17 protein-coding genes, 2 tRNA genes and 2 pseudogenes are annotated in these 21,113 nt (G+C 52.3%); 7 read left to right on the forward strand and 14 right to left on the reverse strand.

Annotated elements, in window-relative coordinates:
• The first annotated feature begins 148 nt into the window (after positions 1-148).
• Both ACX9GU_RS09005 and ACX9GU_RS09010 read left to right on the forward strand, forming a co-directional pair.
• Positions 149-1,072, forward strand: coding sequence for a LysR family transcriptional regulator (locus tag ACX9GU_RS09005; protein WP_021805926.1), 924 nt, complete (start codon positions 149-151; stop codon positions 1,070-1,072).
• A gap of 109 nt (positions 1,073-1,181) precedes the next feature.
• Positions 1,182-1,257: transfer RNA gene (locus ACX9GU_RS09010), tRNA-Thr, on the forward strand.
• 87 nt (positions 1,258-1,344) lie between these two features.
• On the opposite strand, the gene ACX9GU_RS09015 is transcribed toward ACX9GU_RS09010, so the two are convergent.
• Positions 1,345-1,587: a DinI family protein gene (locus tag ACX9GU_RS09015; protein WP_021178442.1), complete on the reverse strand. Its 243-nt coding sequence runs from the start codon at positions 1,585-1,587 to the stop codon at positions 1,345-1,347.
• A gap of 310 nt (positions 1,588-1,897) precedes the next feature.
• Between ACX9GU_RS09015 and ACX9GU_RS09020 the strand changes: the two genes are divergently transcribed.
• A complete protein-coding gene (locus ACX9GU_RS09020) occupies positions 1,898-2,368 on the forward strand; it encodes a hypothetical protein (protein WP_037375494.1) in 471 nt (156 codons plus the stop codon).
• A gap of 95 nt (positions 2,369-2,463) precedes the next feature.
• Here ACX9GU_RS09020 and ACX9GU_RS09025 read toward each other — a convergent pair.
• From ACX9GU_RS09025 to ACX9GU_RS09050, 6 genes and pseudogenes are all read right to left on the reverse strand, one after another.
• A pseudogene (locus ACX9GU_RS09025) lies at positions 2,464-2,816 on the reverse strand (IS4 family transposase); the annotation flags it as partial.
• Positions 2,817-3,060: 244 nt separating this feature from the next.
• Positions 3,061-3,708: a hypothetical protein gene (locus ACX9GU_RS09030; protein ID WP_473194515.1), complete on the reverse strand. Its 648-nt coding sequence runs from the start codon at positions 3,706-3,708 to the stop codon at positions 3,061-3,063.
• A gap of 1 nt (position 3,709) precedes the next feature.
• Positions 3,710-4,190, reverse strand: a pseudogene (locus ACX9GU_RS09035) (Hcp family type VI secretion system effector).
• A 441-nt stretch (positions 4,191-4,631) separates the two neighbouring features.
• Positions 4,632-4,708 (reverse strand) — tRNA-Pro (locus ACX9GU_RS09040).
• Positions 4,709-4,783: 75 nt separating this feature from the next.
• Positions 4,784-6,568, reverse strand: coding sequence for an LPS biosynthesis-modulating metalloenzyme YejM (gene yejM, locus ACX9GU_RS09045; RefSeq protein ID WP_473194516.1), 1,785 nt, complete (start codon positions 6,566-6,568; stop codon positions 4,784-4,786).
• Positions 6,569-6,577: 9 nt separating this feature from the next.
• Positions 6,578-6,805 carry a YejL family protein gene (locus tag ACX9GU_RS09050; RefSeq protein WP_021805879.1) on the reverse strand — a complete coding sequence of 76 codons (228 nt, stop codon included), beginning with the start codon at positions 6,803-6,805 and terminating at the stop codon, positions 6,578-6,580.
• Positions 6,806-6,966: 161 nt separating this feature from the next.
• Between ACX9GU_RS09050 and yejK the strand changes: the two genes are divergently transcribed.
• Positions 6,967-7,971 carry a nucleoid-associated protein YejK gene (gene yejK, locus ACX9GU_RS09055; RefSeq protein WP_024486230.1) on the forward strand — a complete coding sequence of 335 codons (1,005 nt, stop codon included), beginning with the start codon at positions 6,967-6,969 and terminating at the stop codon, positions 7,969-7,971.
• A gap of 83 nt (positions 7,972-8,054) precedes the next feature.
• On the opposite strand, the gene rplY is transcribed toward yejK, so the two are convergent.
• Both rplY and radD read right to left on the reverse strand, forming a co-directional pair.
• Positions 8,055-8,339 carry a 50S ribosomal protein L25 gene (rplY, locus tag ACX9GU_RS09060; protein WP_024486231.1) on the reverse strand — a complete coding sequence of 95 codons (285 nt, stop codon included), beginning with the start codon at positions 8,337-8,339 and terminating at the stop codon, positions 8,055-8,057.
• A gap of 150 nt (positions 8,340-8,489) precedes the next feature.
• Positions 8,490-10,247 carry a DNA repair helicase RadD gene (gene radD, locus ACX9GU_RS09065; protein ID WP_473194517.1) on the reverse strand — a complete coding sequence of 586 codons (1,758 nt, stop codon included), beginning with the start codon at positions 10,245-10,247 and terminating at the stop codon, positions 8,490-8,492.
• A 285-nt stretch (positions 10,248-10,532) separates the two neighbouring features.
• On the opposite strand from radD, the gene rsuA reads away from it, so the two are divergent.
• From rsuA to ACX9GU_RS09080, 3 genes are all read left to right on the forward strand, one after another.
• Entirely contained in the window at positions 10,533-11,246 is a 714-nt protein-coding gene (gene rsuA / locus ACX9GU_RS09070) for a 16S rRNA pseudouridine(516) synthase RsuA (RefSeq protein WP_065683205.1), read from the forward strand.
• Between the two features lie 30 nt (positions 11,247-11,276).
• Entirely contained in the window at positions 11,277-12,473 is a 1,197-nt protein-coding gene (locus ACX9GU_RS09075; protein ID WP_021805875.1) for a Bcr/CflA family multidrug efflux MFS transporter, read from the forward strand.
• 824 nt (positions 12,474-13,297) lie between these two features.
• Positions 13,298-13,642: a YejG family protein gene (locus ACX9GU_RS09080; RefSeq protein ID WP_473194518.1), complete on the forward strand. Its 345-nt coding sequence runs from the start codon at positions 13,298-13,300 to the stop codon at positions 13,640-13,642.
• Positions 13,643-13,651: 9 nt separating this feature from the next.
• On the opposite strand, the gene yejF is transcribed toward ACX9GU_RS09080, so the two are convergent.
• The 5 genes from yejF to ACX9GU_RS09105 all read right to left on the reverse strand — a co-directional run bounded on the left by yejF (position 13,652) and on the right by ACX9GU_RS09105 (position 20,908).
• Entirely contained in the window at positions 13,652-15,247 is a 1,596-nt protein-coding gene (yejF, locus tag ACX9GU_RS09085; RefSeq protein ID WP_473194519.1) for a microcin C ABC transporter ATP-binding protein YejF, read from the reverse strand.
• 1 nt (position 15,248) lies between these two features.
• Positions 15,249-16,274: an ABC transporter permease gene (locus tag ACX9GU_RS09090; RefSeq protein WP_473194520.1), complete on the reverse strand. Its 1,026-nt coding sequence runs from the start codon at positions 16,272-16,274 to the stop codon at positions 15,249-15,251.
• On the reverse strand, positions 16,271-17,365 hold the full coding sequence (locus tag ACX9GU_RS09095) for a microcin C ABC transporter permease YejB (RefSeq protein ID WP_021805871.1): 1,095 nt from the start codon (positions 17,363-17,365) through the stop codon (positions 16,271-16,273). Before ACX9GU_RS09095 ends, ACX9GU_RS09090 begins: the two co-directional genes overlap by 4 nt.
• Before the next feature lie 10 nt (positions 17,366-17,375).
• On the reverse strand, positions 17,376-19,184 hold the full coding sequence (locus ACX9GU_RS09100; RefSeq protein WP_473194521.1) for an extracellular solute-binding protein: 1,809 nt from the start codon (positions 19,182-19,184) through the stop codon (positions 17,376-17,378).
• Between the two features lie 134 nt (positions 19,185-19,318).
• Positions 19,319-20,908 (reverse strand): cyclic di-GMP phosphodiesterase, encoded by a 1,590-nt coding sequence (locus tag ACX9GU_RS09105; RefSeq protein WP_473194522.1) that lies wholly within the window; start codon positions 20,906-20,908, stop codon positions 19,319-19,321.
• Between the last annotated feature and the right edge of the window lie 205 nt (positions 20,909-21,113).

Consider the following 21,113-nt stretch of genomic DNA (forward strand, 5'->3'; position numbering starts at 1 on the left):
TGTTTGCGTTGTGTTGTTTTACTTGTTGTGTTTGTTATCTAAGCTAAAATCGGGGTTTGCCACAATTATCCATTTAACAAACAAGCTTTGCTTTAAAGGCAACGGTCGTTTGCTCGTTGGCAAGCTTTGCACCATGGAGAGGGACGGCATGTTGAGTAGCGAGGTTCGCTTTTTTCTGGTGGTCGCCAACTGTGGTTCGCTCAGTGCGGCCAGTGAACAGCTGTTTGTGGCGGTGTCGGCGATCAGCAGGCAGATCCAGCGCCTGGAAGTGCAGGTTGGCACGCCATTGTTCGAACGCCACGCGCGAGGGATGGTGCTGACCGAGGCCGGGCAGATTTTTGAAAACCATATTCGTAAAAGCCTGTTGAATATCGAACAGGCGGTGGCAGAAATCAAAGGGTTGAAAGCCGAACGGCGCACAGCGCTACGCGTGGCCTGTAGCAACGGAGTGGCCTTTATGCTGATGCCACAACTGATGGCGCGTTTTCGTGCAGAACACCCGGCGGTCAGCTTCGTGCTGACGGTGGCAGACACTAAAACGTTGGCGCGGTTGGTACGCAATGGCGAGTGTGACATGGTGCTGCAGTTTAGTTTGCACCCAGAGCGGGGCGTTGAGATAGCGGCTTCGTGGCCTGCCCCGGTCTTGTTGTTGATGAGAAAGGATCATCCATTAGCCGACAGGCAGGTGGTTCTGGCGGATCTCTGCCAGTATCCGGTGTGTCTGCCAGAGCCGGGCTCCACGGTACGTCAGCTGTTTGATATCGCTTGCCAGATGAATGGCACCTTTATTGAACCAGTGCTAACCTGTGATAACTTCTCCACGCTGTACTATTTTTTACAGGGCTCCCCGCTGGCGGTGACCATCTGTAGCCAGTTTACCGCGATGCCTTTGTTGCAGCCGCAAGGATTGATCCTGAAATCTTTTGCTGTCGAGCAGCAAAGCCCGCGGACCTTGCAGCTGCAATTACCTCTGGGGCGGCAGCGGAGCACGGCGTTGGACCTGTTTGTGGACTATATTAATCAGACATTAAGTCGTGAAGAACGGGCCATCGGTGAGAAATTCGGCATATAAGCCGTTTTTTAATCAACAAGATAAATAATCTGTTGATTACGCTTGATTGTTCCAGTCTGGCTGTATTATATTGCGCCCCACGGAAACAGCACGACTTCCGACAGATTTCGCCGGCTTAGCTCAGTAGGTAGAGCAACTGACTTGTAATCAGTAGGTCACCAGTTCGATTCCGGTAGCCGGCACCATATAAGAAACCCCAGCAGAAATGCTGGGGTTTTTTGTCTTTGGGCATCCATGGTGCGGCGCAGTCAATGACCGCGCCCTTCGGCCCTTTAAATATCGGTGGCCAGCCATTGGTCAGACTCTTCGAACATCTCTTCCAGCATACGGTTTAACTTCTCGCGGTCACTTTTGCTGGCGTCCGAGTTAAGGCCGTTGGCCTGCATGGGTTTTACCTTCACTTCTGCATCCGGGAAGATGCGATGTACCCGTTTTGTCAGCTCGGCCTTGATGATTTCATCGGCACCGGGGATCCCTGCGACATTACGCTTATCAAACACCAATTCAACGAACATAGCTCAACCCTAAGTTTACTGTTTATGTATACAGTTATTTTGACCGAAGGGACGGGGTGAGTGCAAGAGGGGAGGGGAAAATTTTATCGTGGCCTATGCTAGGGGATGTGGGCTCTATTGCCATTACACACAAATTGTCAAGGTATGAATCGTTGGTTTTTATTATGCATATTGATCTTTGCGCGTCCGTTTGAATGCATCCATCATAATTGAGTGCAAAGATGCTTGGTTGTGCAATACTTTTTTTACATGTCATAAGGCTATTATTTAAGCTCTTATATTTAAAATTTTTCCAAAGGGAATTAATTGCATGAAAAAAACATTACTCTTTTTAGGTATTCTGTCGGTTGGCACCATCGGTGTAGTGACGTCGGCAGTTGCCCAAAATGCTGATAACAAAAATGCACTAAAGCCAGCGATTAATTTGGCAGAGTTGTTTGCTGAGAAGTCTACTATATGGTCGACTTATCCAGAGAATGATGCCTATGTTTTTGATCGCTCAGAGGAGAGCTATGCTGTCGTCGCTAAACGAGCGGATGGTGTTGTTGCACTGGTCAATAAACAGGAGAGCTATACGACCCCTGGGAAAATGGTATTAATGGGGACCTACTTTAACTGCAATAAAATGACTGATGCGACTTTTTATGTTGAGGATGTCAGTGTCGACGACGTAGCCAAGCAGCTTGCTGACCCGGCTATTGATGATCCAGAGAGAGTGCGTGGCTTTGATGCGAGTATGCCTGTTCACGATCTTTATCTGGTCGCTTGCCCGCAGAGCTGAGTTCGCTGACTAATTCATTGCTACGGGATTTTTGGCCGGTGGTATGATTGCCCAATTCCAGACATAAAAAACCAACCGTAACGGGTTAATGCTGGTCACTTAAGGTGACCAGTAGTTCTTTTCCCCGGATATTTTCTGCTTTTCACCTTCAGTTCTCGTGGGTAGCTTCGCTCCCTTCTGCCTGGTAACACCAGTCATCTTGCCTGTTCATACAGCGTTCTTAGCTCACCCGGCATCTTACCCGGTGACGCCCAGGGCAACAACGTTATCAACAACCGTGTGATTTCACTTATCGCTCCGCTGAAGCTCAACTGATAAGACAGATAATCGCCTTTCAAATGATACGCCATCTTCACCATCTGATACCGCACCAGATTGTAAGTGAGCAGCACTCCCACAGTTCTTGTCTCACCAGTTCCGGCAGACGGCTGCGTAACGTCCAGCGACTAAGTCACTCATGTTCATCTACCTCGATCATCTTTTTTCAAGATGTTGTATTACTCGTTCAGAGAAAATACGAGAGAGCATGCCAAGTAAGAATAAAAGAATAGAAAAAACAACTGAATGAATTAGGAAGCCATCAAGGGAAAATATCAGGAGTGAAATTACAAAAAATGCAATTCCTGCGCTCATGAACGCTTCTGCCATCAGGCTGAACTGACTTAATATAAACAATACTATTTTCTTGGTGCTCATTGGGTTGCAAGCTTTATTAGATATGTTTCTACTAAGACATTAAAAGCTGCTTCGTCTGTGCTTTTTAGACGTAGGGCATCTTCAAATGGTTTGGTGTACTCTTCTACCAAGAAGTATAACAAATCCCAATCTCCTTTTCTTTTGAGGATCCAGTAAATTTTAGGACTTCGATCCATCAAGCTTCTTGCTGTGTATACTGCTTTTGATTGCAGTGAACCTATTGTTATCACTGTCCCGAATGCAGCTCCAAACAAAAGCCTCGTTGTAAGACGTGCAATCAACACTTTATTCATATTACTGAATATGAGAGCGTTAGCAGTCAACTTCCCAGCGGGCACTGCTGCTATGTGCCAATACAGTTTTTCCTTCTGATCATCGTTAAGTTTGGAAATGTACTCACCAATGACCGTGCTGACAATGTCGTAGACAGTTTCCCTATTGACGATGCCATTCTTAATTAGGCGCATCAATCTTATTTTATCATTTTCATTTTCACGTCTATGCTCAGTATCTATGAAGTCATAAGCAAGGTATCCTAGATTTTCTGGCACCGATAGTACACTGCCGAAAAATGCGGATAAAGTAGATGTATCGCTGTTAGTTACAGCAACCATATCATCAGCCATTTGTACTATATCAGCCATATTAATACACCCTGTCATCCCAGATACTGTAAGAACCAGTTGCACAAGCAATATGATTCCATGTGATATCCCTGTATGCCAACGATATGGCCTCTTGTGGCATCATACTGTTACTGGTTTGTGAATGGGGGGTAATCACACTTAATGCTTTTAATTCTGGCATCACCTAATCTGATTGAATAGAATTTCTCAATACCACCATTTTGAGATGTTCGGTACATGTAAATCATAATCTCCAACTTTTCGTTGTTGGAAAGGCTTGATGCCAATAATGGTGACGATTTATCAATAGGCTTAAGGATGATTACAGGATGGTGAGAAGCATGCTGTTCTCTTGTCATAAGATGTTGCAATGACAGAACGAAACATTCATCTTCATGACCATGTTGGTACTGGTTGCCAATGGAGTCAAATGTGTTACACCCCGCTGAAATCAAGCCCTGACGTTCACCTTTCACAGACATATAAATTAAGCTAGACATACATCATCCTTAAGTAGTTTTCCATATACACATTAGGAAAGGTTATCAATTATTTTGATGTAATAGTCAAGATGTTTGTTCCGAAGCTATGATGGCAAACGCAATGCATGGCAGCAGTAGTGGTATTACTAAATTTAATGGAAAGAGCACTGGCCCCATTTTGGGGTTGGCGTCTTAATACGAGGGGGCAGTGTTCTCCCCATTAGAATGCAGACAGTTTGCAACATCTTGGATATCGCCATGTTTTCCGCCATTTGATAGGACTATGGGACTACGAACTCATGGGCCTACGGGATGGGAGTCCCTTGCATAGTCCCAAAATATCCAGCTGGAACCATGCCATACCGAACGATAACAGGCAATAAAAAACCCGCAAACCTAAACAGGCTGCGGGTTTCTGCGGTGCTTCCGATAGTAACCGCTACTATCCGAATATGTGTTTGGTCGGCATGAGAGGATTCGAACCTCCGACCCCCGACACCCCATGACGGTGCGCTACCAGGCTGCGCTACATGCCGACGCAGAACCCTATACTACCGTTTTCAGATGTAAATTCAAGCAGCTACCTCACCGATTGCTCTAGATTTAAGCAGTTAGTTGGCGATAAAGCGTTTTACATCGGTCAGCACCTGTAACAGCAGGGCTAGCTGGGGTTTCTCGTCTTTGATTTCGTTATCGTCTTGATCGTAGGCACGGTAGGTGCCATTGCCATCCAATGTCAGCGTCTGCGTTGGCGTGGTGATCACCAACTGGGTGCCGTCGCCTGTGGCGAGCCAATTGTTTTTACGCTGTGCGGCAAACAGGTCTTCGCCCTGTGAATAGTCGTTAGCCGGTGTTTTCACATGCAGCAGACGTTGCATCAATGTACGCATCACATCGTTATGATTGGTCAGCTTATTGATGGTTTGTGCTGGCGTACCTGGCCAGTGAATGACCAACGGAACCTGCAACTGGCTGCGGTTAAAGCTGCTGCCCGCTCCCCAGTTGCCTTTGCCGGTATCGTTGAACTCTATGCCGTGCTCGGCGGTGATCACCACCACGGTTTTATCCAACAGGCCTTTTTCTTTCAGCGTTGCCAGCACCTGCTCAATCTGCGCATCGACGTCTTTCGCGCCAGTACGATAGAGCTGGGTAAAGGCTTCCGGCGAGAGCTTGTTGTCGCCTTCTGGGAACTTTGCACCGCTGAAATTGATATAGGAGAACCAAGGGCTATTTCCGCTCTGAGTAGCCAACCAGCTCTGCCACTGATGCGTGGTGGCAGCATCGCTCTGCACAAACGGTTCCGGCGGGAGTGAGAAATCGGTCAATAGCGCCTGGCGGTAAAGCGTGGCGTTGAAACCGTCTGAAGAGAACAGGCCGAACTGATAGCCTTGATCGCTCAGCGCGCTAATCAACGCAGCCGGTTTGCGCCCGGCCAGAATGCCATCCAGATAGGTAGGCGAAATACCGTAGAACAGGCCAAACAGGCCGGTGTCCGCATGGTTACCGGAGCTGTAATGGTCGCTGAAGCGGATATTTTCCTGGGCAAAGCGGCTCAGGCCTGGCATGTCTTGCGCCATATCCTGGGTACGCACACCGTTCACCACGATCATCAGCAGGTTGTAGCCGCTGCCTTTATCGCTGTAGTTCAGGCTATTGAGCGGATATTCAACGGCCGCCGCTTCTGGATTGCCCTGTTGCATCAGGCGACGCTCATATTCTTGCTGATCGAGCAGGCCGTGCTTTTCCAGGAACTTACGCGCGGTCATTGGGTAAGAGAGTGGCAGGTTGGCGCGCTGCATGGTGATCGGCCGATAGAAATTGGCATCTGCCCAGATATAAATCAGGTGCGAAGCAAAGAACGAACAGATGAACAGCACCGCCAGCGGCTTACCGAAGTTGCGCCGGTTCAGGCTGCGCAGTTTCTGCCAGCTCCAGGTGGCAAACAGCATTTCAACCAGGAATATCACCGGTACGGCGATAAACATCAGTTGCCAGTCACGCGCCAGTTCACTCTGATCTGGATTGACCACCAACTCCCACACGACCGGATTGAGGTGCAGGTGGAAATGGGTAAAGACTTCGCTGTCGACCAGCAGCAACGTCAGCCCGGCGGTGGCCAACGTCGCGGAAATAAATCGCAGCAGGCGCTGCGACATCACCACAAAGGTGAGCGGGAAGATGATCAGCAGGTAGGCGGCAAAAACAATAAAGCTGAACTGCCCAATCAGGCTGACCAACGCATAGACTCGCCCCAGCAGTGAGGACGGCCAGTCGGTAACAAACAGGTAGCGGCTGCCCAACCCGATACTGAGCAGAATATTAAATAAGGCGAACCAGTGCCCCCAGCTAATCATCTGGGAGACTTTTTCACGATAACGCTGACGGTTTGTCACCATAAGTAATTATTAATGCGCTTTATCTTCACGGATAGAAGCCTGCAGGGCTTCAGCAAACGATCTGGCCAGCGTCTTCCGCTGTGCGGGAGCAATACTGGTGTTGATCAAATTGGTTACCATGTTGCCCAGTACCATCAAAGAGAGATCGGTGGGAGTATGGTGTTTTTCCAGAACATTGACCAGCTCAGAGAGCAGTTGTTCAACGTGTTCGTCACTATAACGAGATGATTGTGGCATAAATATTGTGCTCAAAGCTCGACAAAGTCCCATATCTTACCGTATGGGGCCGTGATTTTCCGCTCTTTTATAGCCTGAAGATCGTTAAGGCATTGCCATGCCCGTTGTCTTTCGGCTTCGTCAGTGCTTGAATACGCGCTCAAAGAACAGGAGGATTGATCATGAGTCTGGATATCGAGCAGATTGCACTGCACCAGTTGGTAAAACGCGATGAGCAGACGCTGGAAGTGGTGTTGCGCGATTCCCTTCTTACCACCAATGCGGCGGTGGAAGAGATGATGGCAGAGCTGCATCGCGTTTACAGCGCCAAGAGTAAGGCTTACGGCCTGTTCAACGAGCAGAGCGAACTGGCGGACGCGTTGCGTAACTGCCGCAAGGGTGATGACGATTTCCTCGCATTTAGCCGTGCTGCCACCGGCCGTCTGCGCGACGAACTGGCCAAATATCCGTTTGCCGACGGTGGCGTGGTGCTGTTCGCCCATTACCGCTATCTGGCGGTGGAATACTTGCTGATCACGGTGCTGAACAGTTGCAACAGTACGCGTGTCAATGAAGAGTTGGATATCCGCACTACCCACTATCTGGATATCAACCACGCGGACATTGTGGCGCGTATCGATCTGACCGAATGGGAAACCAACCCGCAATCGACTCGCTACCTGACATTCCTCAAAGGACGGGTAGGGCGCAAGGTCTCCGATTTCTTTATGGATTTCCTGGCGGCGTCGGAAGGGCTGGATACCAAAGCGCAAAACCGTGGCTTGTTACAGGCGGTGGATGATTACTGTGCCGATGCTCAACTAGGCAAACACGAACGCCAGACGGTACGTCAGCAGGTTTACAGCTACTGTAATGAGCAGTTGCAGGCCGGTGAAGAGATCGAACTGCAGGAACTGTCGAAAGAGATAGCCCCGGTGGGCGAGAAGGATTTCCTGCAGTTTTCCAGCGAACAGGGCTACGAGCTGGAAGATAGTTTCCCGGCGGATCGCGGTACGTTACGCCAATTGACCAAATTTGCCGGCAGCGGCGGCGGTATCAGCCTGAACTTCGATGCGATGCTGCTGGGCGAGCGCATTTTCTGGGATGCGGCCACCGATACCCTGACGATCAGAGGTACGCCACCGAATCTGCGCGATCAGTTGCAACGTCGCACGGGCGGCAAGTAAGCATCGCTGAATGACAGCCAATAAAAAACGCCGCAATTGCGGCGTTTTTCACTTCGGCGTCCCGAAAATCGATAACGTGGCGATTAAACGCGAACGAAGTCGATGTGAGCCAGTTTTGGCTTGAACGGGTGACGCTGTACAGCCTGAACCTTAACTTTGGTTTCTTTACCGTCGACAACCAAAACTACGGCTTCGCTGTAGAATTCTGGTTTAACTTCCATGTTCTTGACAGAATCATGGTCTAGTTCGATAGCAATCGCAGCTTCTTCGCCACCATAGATGATAGCTGGGAATTTGTTTGCTGCACGCAGGCGGCGGCTCGCACCCTTACCCTGGTCTTTACGTACTTGTACGTTGATAGTGAACATTGTTTTTTCTCTTAAAAGAAAATTTACCCTGCTACAGGCGACCCAGTAACAGGCTCGATAACCTGCTTTCACACTGGGCGAACCCAGGTAAAGCGGGCGGCATTTTAACGGAAAGCCGCTCGCTGGGCAATGAAAACCTGCCGCTCGGGCCTAATACAGCTCATTGGCACGGCGAAAGCGGCCCTGATAATCAAAAACTTTTTCACGTATCTGCCAGAACTGGCCGCGTTTGCGCGCGACGACGAAGTCTGGATGGCGCAACAGCGCCTGCTGAGCCAGAATATCCGCCGCGTGTTGCCAACCGAAGGGGACGCCTGGTGCCCGTTGGTGCGGGCGCAGGAACAGCATCTCGAAGGCCTTGCGTTGTGCGGGCGTTTGCAGGCGGAACCGTTCGCTGGTGCTGGTGCCATCTTCGTCATAATAGGTGGCTTTCAGCCATTCCCCTTTGTCGTCCTTGCCGCTTTGCAGTTCCATTCCGCCACAGCGCAGGACTAGCGCATCCTTCAGCTTCAATGCGGCCTTCAGCATATCATCCGGATCGACCAATACTTCCTGGCACTGATGGCAGCGGCGTGCCGCAATGTCGTTCTCTGCGCCGCAGTGCGGACAGCATTTGAAACGGAAGCGATAGTCACACTGCTCGCGATGCCCTTCATCATCTTCCAGCCAGCCCTGACAGCGACGGCCATAGTGCTCGATGATGTCGCCGTTCTCGGTGCATTTGCCCCAAAACAGGTTGGCAAAACCGCAGCCAGGGCAAAAGACCTGCACCGGTTGGCTGTCTGAGTGCGGTTTGCTGACGCCGACTTCCGGCGTGAACAAATCGTGGGGATTGCCTGCGTAGTCCAGGATCAGGCAGTCGGTCTTGCCTGGGGCCAGCCGTAAACCGCGCCCGACGATCTGCTGATACAGGCTAACGGACTCGGTGGGGCGCAAAATAGCGATCAGATCGACATGCGGTGCATCGAAGCCCGTCGTCAGCACCGCCACGTTGACCAGGTAGCGCAACTGCTGTTGCTTAAAAGCTTCGATCAGCGCGTCACGTTCGCCGGGGGGCGTTTCTGCACTGACCAGCGCTGCCTCCCCGCTTGGCAACAAGCCATGCACTTCACGGGCATGCTCCACCGTGGAGGCAAAAATCATCACGCCTTTGCGGGTTTCGGCGTATTCGACGATCTGGCTGATGATGTGGGGCGTAATGCGGTTTTGCTGTTTCAGCTCGCGGTTAAGATCCGCTTCGCTGAACAGGCCGTTGCTTCTGGCCTCCAGGCGGCTGAAATCGTACTGCACGATCGGCATATCCAGCCGTTCTGGCGGCACCAGGAAGCCGTGTTTAATCATATAGCGCAACGGCAGTTCATAAATGCAGTCGCGGAACAGGCTGTTGCCGTCGCCACGGGTGATGCCGTGGTAGTGATATTGATAGATCCAGCCTTTGCCCAGCCGGTAAGGGGTGGCCGTCAGCCCAAGCAGGCGCAACTGTGGGTTGGTTTTTTGCAGGTGTTGAATAATCTGTTGGTATTGGCTGTCGTCATCGTCGCTGATGCGGTGGCATTCGTCGACGATCAGCAGGGAAAATGCACCGTCGAACAGCGATAAATTACGTGCTACCGATTGCACGCTGCCAAACACCACCTTGCCGCTGCTCTCTTTTTGCTGAAGCCCGGCGGCGAAGATGTCGGCCTCCAGGCCGTAAGCGCAGTATTTGCTATGGTTTTGCGCCACCAGCTCTTTAACGTGGGCCAACACTAATACCCGGCCACGGGCGCGTTTTGCCAACTCGGCGATCACCAGGCTTTTGCCTGCGCCGGTTGGCAGCACGATCAGGGCCGGTTCAGGATGCTGGCGGAAATGCTTGATGGTGGCGTCGACCGCTTCCAACTGATAAGGGCGTAGGGTAAAAGCCATGCGTTAGTACCGCTCGCTGAAGTGGGCTGTAACATTCCACTGAAATTGTGACATTTTGCTCCTCAGACGGCGGAAAAATTTCTATTATTATGCCCTCTGCGGCTACGCAGTGCGAGAAGCATGGAAATTACCCCTGTTATGGCATCGTTTCCGTCGCTATACTAAGCGGCTTCCCTACGCGAACATCCTCTTCGAACCTGTTTTTTGCACCTGGTGCGACAACGGGGCGTCATATTTAGCAACCAGATCAATGCGATCATAACAACGACAGGCAAAGCAGATTCAATGCGACTGGACAAGTTTTTATCTCAGCAGTTGGGTATCAGCCGTGCGCTGGTAGCGCGTGAACTCCGTGCAAAACGTGTCACCGTAGACGGTGAAGTGGTCAAGAGCGGGGCGCTCAAGCTGGCTCCGGAACAGGAAGTGCGGTTTGATGGCAACGTGTTGTCGCAGCTGAACGGGCCACGTTACTTCATGCTCAATAAGCCACAGGGCTATGTGTGCTCGACCGACGATCCGGATCATCCAACCGTGCTCTATTTCCTGGATGAACCCGTTGCGTACAAGCTGCATGCGGCAGGGCGGCTGGATATTGATACCACCGGCCTGGTGCTGATGACCGATGACGGCCAATGGTCGCACCGCATCACCTCACCGCGCCACCAGTGTGAGAAAACCTATCTGGTGACGTTGGAACATCCGTTGGCTGCCGATACCGCTCAGCAGTTCGAGCAAGGCGTGCAGCTGCATAACGAAAAAGATCTGACCAAGCCTGCGAAGTTGGAAAAAATCGAAGATACCCTGGTGCGCCTGACCATAAGTGAAGGGCGTTACCATCAGGTGAAACGCATGTTTGCAGCCGTGGGTAACCGGGTCATCGAATTACATCGTGAACGCATTGGCGCCATTGTGTTGGATGACGATTTGGCACCGGGGGAATATCGCCCGCTGACCGAAGAAGAGATTGCCAGCGTAGGCGCACCGCACCTGCTGGATTAATTTTTGCGACCGACCAAGGAGTCGTTGAACGTGCAACAGAACCGGACCTCTCACCTCGGTTTGATCTTTATTCTGGGCCTGCTGTCCATGTTGATGCCGCTGGCGATCGACATGTACTTGCCCAGCATGCCGATAATCGCCCAGGAGTTTGGCGTGGAGTCTGGCCGGGTGCAGATGACGCTCAGCGCCTACATGCTGGGCTTTGCCGTTGGCCAACTGTTCTATGGGCCGATGTCCGACAGCATTGGCCGCAAACCGGTGATCCTGTGGGGCACGCTGATTTTTGCTATCGCCGGTGGGGCCTGTGCGATGGCCCAATCGGTGGAGCAACTGATCAACCTGCGTTTCCTGCACGGGCTGGCCGCTGCGGCGGCAAGCGTAGTGATCAACGCCCTGATGCGTGACATGTTCACCAAGGACGAGTTCTCACGCATGATGTCGTTCGTGATCCTGGTGATGACCATTGCGCCATTGCTGGCTCCGATGATCGGTGGTGTGTTGCTGCTCTGGTTCAGCTGGCATGCCATCTTCTGGACCATGGGGGCTGCGGCGTTGTTGGGGTCGGTACTGGTGGCGTTCTTTATCAAGGAGACGTTGCCCAAGGAGCGGCGGCAAAAATTCCATCTGCGCACCACGCTGAGGAATTTCGGCTCGTTGTTCCGCCACAAGCGCGTGTTGAGCTATATGCTGGCCAGTGCTTTCTCGTTTGCCGGGATGTTTTCTTTCCTCAGCGCCGGGCCGTTTGTCTATATCGAGCTGAATAACGTTTCACCGCAGCATTTTGGCTATTACTTTGCGCTGAATATCGTGTTTCTGTTCCTGACGACGCTGATCAATAGCCGCAACGTGCGCCGCCTGGGCGCGGTAAAAATGTTCCGCCTTGGTCTGTTTGTGCAATTGACGATGGGCGTATGGTTGCTGGCCGTCACCGCCAGCGGGCTGGGTTTCTGGGCTTTGGTGCTCGGGGTGGCGGTTTATCTCGGCTGTATCGCCATGATCTCGTCTAACGCGATGGCGGTGATCCTGGACGATTTCCCCCATATGGCGGGAACCGCTTCTTCGCTGGCCGGGACGTTGCGCTTCAGCATTGGCGCGCTGGTCGGGGCAATACTGTCCTTGGCCCCAGGTAAGAGCGCGTGGCCGATGGTTTCATCTATGGCGCTGTGCAGCATCGTTGCGGTGTTGTTCTATTTTTATGCCAGCCGCCCGCGCAATAATCCTGCCTGATTACCCCTCACCCTAACCCTCTCCCACAGGGAGAGGGGACCGATCGAGCTATTTTATCGATACTGAGATCACCTTGCCCCTTTCGCTGAAACCAACCACACACCGGAATAACTCCCTCCCCAAAATGGAAAGGCGGCCCAAATATGCCATATGTTAAATCCTGCACCTGACCTCCGCCCCTGATGTTACTGAAGGCGTCACAGACTGACTCCTGCATCGGATTACAGCGCCGGGCCAGCTCCCTCTCCTTGGGGGTTGGGGTGAGGGAGATCAAATGCAATTAGACCCCAATCTGCCTGCTAGCAAGTTTAAGTTTGTTGCGAAATATATGCAGGCTAACTAAACGTCGGGCAAACGAACTGTAGTTTTTTTGTTAAATATGGCGACGTTATTTTCCCTGGTGGCCAGAGGTGCAACCCGTTGGCTGATGGGGCGTTTCCTTGGCGGTTAATCGGGCTAATATTGTTTTAAATCAAAATATTATTGATTTAACCTGCCTTAGGTATTTGAGCGAGATGTTTGCACAATGTAAAATTATACCGATTGTAAAGTAACCGCATTGCAAGAAAAAAATGTTGAGATCGAGGCGGGAAAGGGTTACATATAACGCAAAAATGCGAGCTGAGTCGCAAAACGCCGTGAGAGAACCTTCTACGGTGGAGAAAAACTGAGTGATATCAGCAAGCGCAGGATGTGGTTAATTGTTTGTTGCAAATTTTACTTTAAAATAACATTTGTGGGCGGCAAAGTCGGATGATCCCGGCTATAACTAAGTCATCCTGTGATGTAAAAAGTGTTTCATCTTTTCATACTAGGGATTTCATGTGGACAGTTTCCAGCTTTCGGTAGTGCATCGCTTGCCGCAAAGTTATCGTTGGCTATCAGGTTTTACCGGCAGCAAGGTTGAACCGATTCCGCTTAGCGGCATAGACGAAGATAACGATCTGATCGGCCTCAAGCTGCTCAGCCATGACGGGCGCGAAGCCTGGCGGGTCATGCAGCAGCTCAACCTGTCTCTGCAAGAGATCCAGGTCAACTGCTCCATCGTTGAATGGGAAGGCGAGCCTTGCCTGTTCGTTCATCAATGTGATGAAAGTGCCACTATGTGCCGCTTGAAAAACGTCGGTGCGGCGATTGCCGAGCAGCTCAGCGCGCAGTACCCCTTCTGAATGATGCCGCTAATCAACCAACTGCAATAACTGCTGTGTATAGGCAGCAGCAGGTGCGTTGAAAATCGTCTGGCAGTTACCCTGCTCCACGACTTCTCCCTGACGCAGTACGATCACCTGATGGCACAACGATCGTACCACCTGCAAATCATGGCTGATAAACAGATAGGCCAGCCGGTGACGGAGCTGAAGCGACTTCAGCAGCGTCAGGATCTGCGCCTGCACCGATTTATCCAGCGAGGACGTCGGTTCATCCAGGATTAACAGCTGCGGTTGCAGGATCAGCGCGCGGGCAATGGCGATACGCTGGCGCTGCCCACCTGAAAACTCTGTGGGATAACGATAGCGCAGAGCCGGATCCAATCCGACTTCCTCCAACGCCTCAATCACCCGCTGTTCGCGTTGCTCTGCGGTCAGTTGCTGGTGGATCTCCAGCCCTTCGGCGATGATTTGCAGTACGTTCAGGCGTGGATTCAGCGCGGAATAGGGATCCTGGAACACGATCTGCATCCGGCTGCGGTAAGGCAACATCTGCTGGTTATTGAACTGATGCAGCGGTTGACCATCAAACCAGATCGCACCTTTTGAGCTCAACAAGCGCAGCAGCGCCAGGCCAGTCGTACTTTTACCTGAACCCGATTCTCCTACCAGGCCCACGCTTTCCCCAGGCTGTATTTCGAAGCTCAGATCTTTCAGCGCGTAGTTCTGATCGACGATGCGCCGTAACAGGCCACGTTTGATCGGGAAGCTGACCTGCAGATGTTCCACTTTGAGCAGCGGCATAGGCTTATCGCTGGCCGGTAGCGGCAAAGGTTCGCCCACGTCTTCCGCAGCCAATAGCTGACGGGTATAGGCGTGCTGTGGGGCACTAAACAGGCCGTCGCGGCTATTTTGCTCTACGCACAACCCTTGGCGCATCACCGCCACTTTATCCGCCAACCGACGCACGATGTTCAGGTTGTGGGTGATGAACAGCAATCCCATCCCCAGTTCCTGCTTTAACTCTTTCAGCAGCATCAGGATCTGCGCTTGAATGGTCACGTCTAGCGCGGTGGTAGGCTCATCGGCAATCAACAGCTTGGGTTTGGTCAACACCGCCATGGCGATCATTACGCGCTGACGTTCTCCGCCGGAGAGTTGATGGGGATAGTCCTTCAGGCGCCCTTTGGCGTTACGTATGCCAACCCGATCCAGGCACTGAATGATTTCGGCGCGGGCGCTGTCACGGCGCATACCCATGTGGAGCATCAGCACTTCGGCCAGTTGTTTTTCGATGGTGTGCAGCGGGTTGAGCGACACCATCGGCTCCTGGAATATCATTGAGATCTGGTTGCCACGTACTTTGCGCAGTTCGGCTTCCGATGCATGTAACAGTGAGTTGCCGTTAAACAGAATATCCCCACCGGGATACACCACCGGCGGGGAAGGCAACAGCCGCAGCACGGAGAGGGCGGTGACGCTTTTGCCTGAGCCTGATTCACCCACCAACGCCAGCGTTTCCCCTTGTTCCACCTGTAACGAGACGCCGTTGACCACCTGATTCAAGCTGCCTCCCTGGCGGAAGGCGATGCTGAGATCCTGAATAACGAGCAGAGGAGTGGTCATATTAATGCGCCTTGCTTGGGTCGAAGGCGTCGCGCACCGCTTCGCCGATAAAGATTAACAGTGAGAGCAGCACCGCCAGCACCAGGAAGGCGGTAATGCCCAACCACGGAGCTTGCAGGTTGTTTTTGCCCTGTAAAAGGAGCTCACCCAACGAAGGCGAACCGAGCGGCAAGCCGAAGCCGAGGAAATCGAGAGAGGTAAGGGTGGTGATCGAACCGCACAGAATAAACGGCAGGAAGGTCAGCGTGGCCACCATGGCGTTAGGCAGCATATGACGATACATAATCACGCGATCCGGCACGCCCATCGCTCTGGCGGCACGAATGTAGTCGTAATTACGGGTACGCAGGAATTCGGCACGCACTACGCCCACCAGGCTCATCCAGCCAAACAGGATGGTGATGCCTAACAGCCACCAGAAATTAGGCTGGATGATGCTGGACAGCAGGATGATCAGGAACAGCGTCGGCATCCCCGACCAAACCTCGATCAGCCGTTGCCCCCAAAGATCGAATCGGCCGCCGTAATAGCCCTGCGTCGCTCCCGCACAGATACCAATCACGCTGGAACACAGCGTTAGCGCCAGCCCAAACAGCATTGAGATACGGAAACCGTACAGCACCCGGGCCAGCACATCGCTGCCGTTACTGTCTGTGCCGAGCAGGTTTTGGCGTGACGGGGGCGACGGGAAGGGCACTTCGGTGGCAAAGTTGATGGTGTTGTAGCTAAAGCGGATCGGGGCCCAGATAGCCCAGCCGTGTTGCTCAATCTGCTTGATAACAAAGGGATCCTGAAAATCGGTAGTGGTATTCAGTTCCCCGCCGAAGGTCGTTTCGCTGTAGTTGACCATAAAGGGCACATACAGCCGGCCTTCATAGCGCACCAGTAACGGCCGGTCGTTGGCGATCAGGTTGGCGGCCAGGCTCAGTGCAAAGGCAGCCAGAAAAATCCACAACGACCAGTAACCACGGCGGTTGTTGCGAAAACGTGCCCAGCGGGCCTGATTGATGGGGCTTAAGCGGCTCATTGACGGCCCTCGAAATCAATGCGCGGATCGACCAGGGTATAGGTGATATCGCTGACGATATTCAACAGCAAGCCGATCAGGGTAAATATGTAGAGCGTTCCGAACATCACCGGATAGTCGCGTTGCAAGGTGGCATCGTAGCCCAACAGCCCAAGGCCGTTGAGCGAGAACATCACTTCGATCAACAACGAACCAGTGAAAAACATGCTGATAAAGGTAGCCGGAAAACCGGCGATCACCAGCAGCATGGCGTTACGGAACACGTGGCGGTAAAGGATCTTCTTCTCGTCTAATCCTTTGGCGCGTGCGGTGACCACGTACTGTTTGCGGATCTCATCAAGAAACGAGTTTTTGGTCAGCATGGTCAGGGCGGCAAAGCCACCGATCACCGTAGCCAGCACCGGCAGGGTAATGTGCCACAGATAATCGGTGATTTTACCGTACCACGGCAGCGTGTCGAAGTTGCTGGAAACCAGCCCGCGCAGCGGGAACCAGTCCAGATAGCTGCCACCGGCGAACAGCACGATCATCAGGATGGCGAACAGGAACGCCGGAATGGCGTAGCCGATGATAATCAGCGTGCTGCTCCAGGTGTCAAAGGCGCTGCCGTTGTGGATGGCCTTGCGGATCCCCAGCGGGATCGACACCAGATAGATGATCAGCGTACTCCATAGCCCCAGGGTCGCGGAAACCGGTAGACTCTGGCCAATCAGCTGCATCACCGAGGCACCGCGGAACAGGCTTTCGCCGAAATCGAGGCGCATATAGTTCCACAGCATGGTGAAGTAGCGTTCGTGCAGCGGCTTGTCGAAGCCGTAACGCTTGGTGATCTCGGCGATCACCTCGGGATCCAGGCCGCGTGAGCCACGGTATTGGCCTTCGGCCACGTTGCCCGCGCCGGCCTTCATATGCCCAAGGCCTTCACCCGCGCCGCCGCCGCCAAAACCGCTGGTTTGCCCCATCTCAATAGAGGCAATGGCCTGATCGACTGGTCCACCGGGGGCGATTTGCACAATGAAAAAGTTAATGGTGATGATCGCCCACAGCGTGGGGATCACCAGCAGTAATCTGCGTATCAGATAAGCGGCCACCTGAGGCTCCCTATTGCCGTTGCGCCGGCAAACGTGCCGCCTTGTTGACGTCGAACCACCAGTTGTCGAACCCGATTGAATAGGCTGGGCGTACCGCTGGTGAAGAGAATTTGTCCCAATAGGCGTAACGGTCGTGATTGGAGTACCACATCGGCAGCATATACATGTTCCAGGTCAACACCCGATCCAGCGCACGGCCAAGGGACAGCAACGCTTTTTCATCCCCTTGATGTTTCACTATTTTCCGCACCAGGTCATCTACAGCTGGATCGCTGACGCCGGGGGTATTCCAACTCGAGGTGATATAATCTGAATCCCAACGGGTTTGTAGTGAGGTGCTGGGAAAAGGCATTGCAGGGTACACCGTCGGCATCATATCAAAGTCACGTTCACGCATGCGGCGGGTGAATTGACTGACATCGATCTCACGGATCTGCATATCGATGCCCAACCGCTTCAGGTTATGCTGCAAAGGCAGCACATATTGGAAATTGCTACCGCTCGGTAGCATCAGCTCAAAGGTAAAGGGTTTACCGGTTTTGCTGTTGACCAACTGTTGGTTTTTCACTTCCCAGCCAGCTTGCTTAAGCAACTCGGTGGCTTTCAGCAGATTCGCCCGGTCATTGCCGCTGCCGTCGGATGTTGGAGGCTGATAGATAGAGGTAAACACTTCTGCTGGCACTTTGCCTTTTAGCGGGGCCAGCCAGGCCAACTCCGCAGCGTCTGGGTAGCCGCTGGCCGCGTATTCGGTATTCTGGAAATAACTGTTGGCGCGCTGATAGGCATCGTAATACAGCGCCTTGTTCATCCAGTCGAAGTCGAAGGCCAGGGTAATGGCTTCTCGCACCCGGCGATCGGCGAAAATCGGGCGCTGAATATTGAATGCCAACCAGCGGGCATTCTGTGCTGCCTGATTGGTTTCATCCTGTTTGATGATGAAGTTGCGCGCGAAGTTACCGCCTTGATACTGGGTGGCCCAGCTTTTTGGCGAGCCCTCGACGCGGAAATCGTAAGCCCCGGCCTTAAAGGCTTCCAGCGCCACCTTATCGTCCAGGTAGTAGTCGTAACGCAGCGTATCGAAGTTATAGCGCCCACGATTCACCGGCAGATTGGCGGCCCAATAGTCACGTACGCGCTCATAGGTAATATATTGGCCCAATCGGTAGCTGCTGATTTTATATGGTCCACTGCCGAGTGGTGGAACACTCAGTGGCTCATTCAGTTTATGATCTTTCCAGAAGCTTTCCGGCATGATGGGTAAGTTTAACAGGCCGAGGAGCTTATCTTTATCTGGCTCAGGGAGTTCGATACGTACTGTCAGACGGGAGATGGCCTTGACTATGACGCCTTTGTAAATAGAACGGAATTGCGGCACCCCTTCGGTCATAAATTTGTTGAAGGTGAAGGCCACGTCGGCGGCGGTGATCGGGCTACCGTCATGGAAGCGCGCGCGTGGATTGATATCCAGCTCCATCCAACGCATATCTGCCGGGTAACGAGCCGATTCCGCAATCAGCGGATAATAGCTGGAAGGCTCATCGTCCGAGCTGGTGAATAGCGTATCGTAGAGTTCCCCGGTTCTCTCACCGGGCACGCCGCGCGAGGCGAAACGGTTGAAGTTATCATAGGTGCCGATGGCTGCCAGCCTAACGTCGCCGCCCTTGGGGGCTGCCGGGTTCACGTAGTCAAAATGGCTAAAGTCGGTGGAGTATTTCGGTTCACCGAGCGTGGCGAAAGCGTAGCTTTCATTAAGGGTTTCGGCCTGCATGCTAAAACTGAGTGCCGAAAGCACCAAGGCAGCAAAAATGCGTACGGACATCTCTACGGTAAGCTCCTGCTAGCTATACCCGTCGCCTTTCAAGCCATGGCTTGAAATACGTCGGATATAAGTCAATTAATCCAGCCGGTAGCATAGCATTTCAGGCTGGTTTTCTGAGTAAAGAAGTTTAAATATCAGGGATTAACTACGGTCTGATGATCAAAAACGGCATTATTCTGGCAAAAGGCTACAAACTCCTCAATACCCAGTGGCTTACTGAAATAATAGCCCTGCATGAAGTTAACGTCGCGTTCTTGCAGAAAACTCACCTGTTCAGCGGTTTCAACGCCTTCCGCCACGGTTAGCATTTTCAGTTTTTTAGACAGCGAGATCACTGCATCCAGAACGGGAGCGGTCGCCGTATCCTGGCCGATGGTATTGACAAAACCGCGGTCGATCTTGAGGTAATCCAGGGTAAAGCGTTGTAGATAGATTAGGGCGCTGTGCCCGGTACCAAAGTCATCTACTGCAATTTCAACCCCTTGGCGATGTAGCCAATCAAACTCTTCCAAGGCATTTTGTTCTTCCACCATGCCGCGCTCGGTGATTTCAAACACTACGGTGAAATAGTCGGTTGGCAATTTCGCCAGCAGCTCGGTGATATCGTCATGGAACGAAGGCGCATTAAGGTGAGAAGGAGCGAGGTTAATGCCCAGTTTGGCGCCCCGTGGCAGAGCTTGTACCAATTGTGGGATATCCGCCTCGATCCTACGGAACAGGTGGCGGGTCAGCGCTACGATCAACCCTTCGCTTTCGGCATAGGGGATAAACAGATCGGGTGGAATGCGCCCCTCGGTGGGATGCTGCCAGCGGATCAATGCCTCAAGACCGGCGATGGTGTTGGTTGCGGAGTGGAACACGGGTTGATATTCGACAAAGATCTCATTGTGCTTGATGCCTCTCATCAGGGCGCGTTCGGGGCTTTGGCGCAGTATCTGCATATAGTAATACAGCGCGCCCACCATCAGGGAGAGCACCAGGCTGCCCAGTACGGTTAAACGGATATCATTTGCCGTCAGGGATTGGTGATAGAAGATCATACTCAGTGGATAGCCCGGGACGGATAGCTGGCTGGTGTGGTTTTTAGGTAATTGCGCCAGTGGCATCATATTAGTGCCGAAGGTGGTTACCGCATGCTTCCCAATCACGATGGCAAATCCGGGAGTATCTCTATCGGGTGAACTGAGCAGCAGGTAGGGGGCCAGGGTGAGATCCAGCGTGGCTAATATGCCGGTGTTGCCTGGCCCTGGTTGGCGTAACCACACGGCAATCGCCGGTTTTCCAGGCACCATCGGCGTGCCTTGTTGTAATGCCATATCCAGGGGTTTATGCCAGTCGATCTCGGAATAAATATGGCTCATCCGCAGCATCATGTTACCGGTTGCCGAGGAGCAATAGGCAAAACCGTCTTTTACCAGAACAAAGGTGCGTACGCCGGCGGTAAAAGCGGCACGGTAGGTCAGATCGGACTGGGCCTGTTCGCAGGGTTTACCGGTAAGCGGCATGATTTGTTGCATCATTTCTTGCAGATGATCGAGGTAATTAACGGCAAATTTTTGCGTACGGGTTTCGATTTTATGCTGATATTGCGAGCGTTGATGATCGATCAGAAATAAGGTGACAGAGGTAAAAACAAAAAAGAAAATGACGGCGACAATACAGCTTTTAGTCAGGCTACGACGTGTGTTGGACGCATGGCGTGCAAATGCTCCCTTCAATCCCATTACTCGCCCCCTGAGCGCAGCGTAAAAATATTCTTGTTATATTATTGGTGATTAATATATCCCACCGATCCTGCCTGCGTCATTATTCGTTTGGCTTGCACTAAGGCTGTCTGTCTAGGCACAGCGTAAATAGCGCGTTACGAAATGGCATGTCACTTGACGATGATAGGCTATTTTTTCAACCGTTGCGTGGTTTAGGCACAGT

This window comes from Serratia sp. K1WW1 (assembly GCF_055790865.1).

Coding starts and splice junctions, on each gene's coding strand:
- ACX9GU_RS09005 (WP_021805926.1), top strand. CDS start 149: ATGTTGAGTAGCGAGGTTCGCTTTTTTCTGGTGGTCGCCAACTGTGGT.
- ACX9GU_RS09015 (WP_021178442.1), bottom strand. CDS start 1,587: ATGTTCGTTGAATTGGTGTTTGATAAGCGTAATGTCGCAGGGATCCCC.
- ACX9GU_RS09020 (WP_037375494.1), top strand. CDS start 1,898: ATGAAAAAAACATTACTCTTTTTAGGTATTCTGTCGGTTGGCACCATC.
- ACX9GU_RS09030 (WP_473194515.1), bottom strand. CDS start 3,708: ATGGCTGATATAGTACAAATGGCTGATGATATGGTTGCTGTAACTAAC.
- yejM (WP_473194516.1), bottom strand. CDS start 6,568: ATGGTGACAAACCGTCAGCGTTATCGTGAAAAAGTCTCCCAGATGATT.
- ACX9GU_RS09050 (WP_021805879.1), bottom strand. CDS start 6,805: ATGCCACAATCATCTCGTTATAGTGACGAACACGTTGAACAACTGCTC.
- yejK (WP_024486230.1), top strand. CDS start 6,967: ATGAGTCTGGATATCGAGCAGATTGCACTGCACCAGTTGGTAAAACGC.
- rplY (WP_024486231.1), bottom strand. CDS start 8,339: ATGTTCACTATCAACGTACAAGTACGTAAAGACCAGGGTAAGGGTGCG.
- radD (WP_473194517.1), bottom strand. CDS start 10,247: ATGGCTTTTACCCTACGCCCTTATCAGTTGGAAGCGGTCGACGCCACC.
- rsuA (WP_065683205.1), top strand. CDS start 10,533: ATGCGACTGGACAAGTTTTTATCTCAGCAGTTGGGTATCAGCCGTGCG.
- yejF (WP_473194519.1), bottom strand. CDS start 15,247: ATGACCACTCCTCTGCTCGTTATTCAGGATCTCAGCATCGCCTTCCGC.
- ACX9GU_RS09090 (WP_473194520.1), bottom strand. CDS start 16,274: ATGAGCCGCTTAAGCCCCATCAATCAGGCCCGCTGGGCACGTTTTCGC.
- ACX9GU_RS09100 (WP_473194521.1), bottom strand. CDS start 19,184: ATGTCCGTACGCATTTTTGCTGCCTTGGTGCTTTCGGCACTCAGTTTT.
- ACX9GU_RS09105 (WP_473194522.1), bottom strand. CDS start 20,908: ATGGGATTGAAGGGAGCATTTGCACGCCATGCGTCCAACACACGTCGT.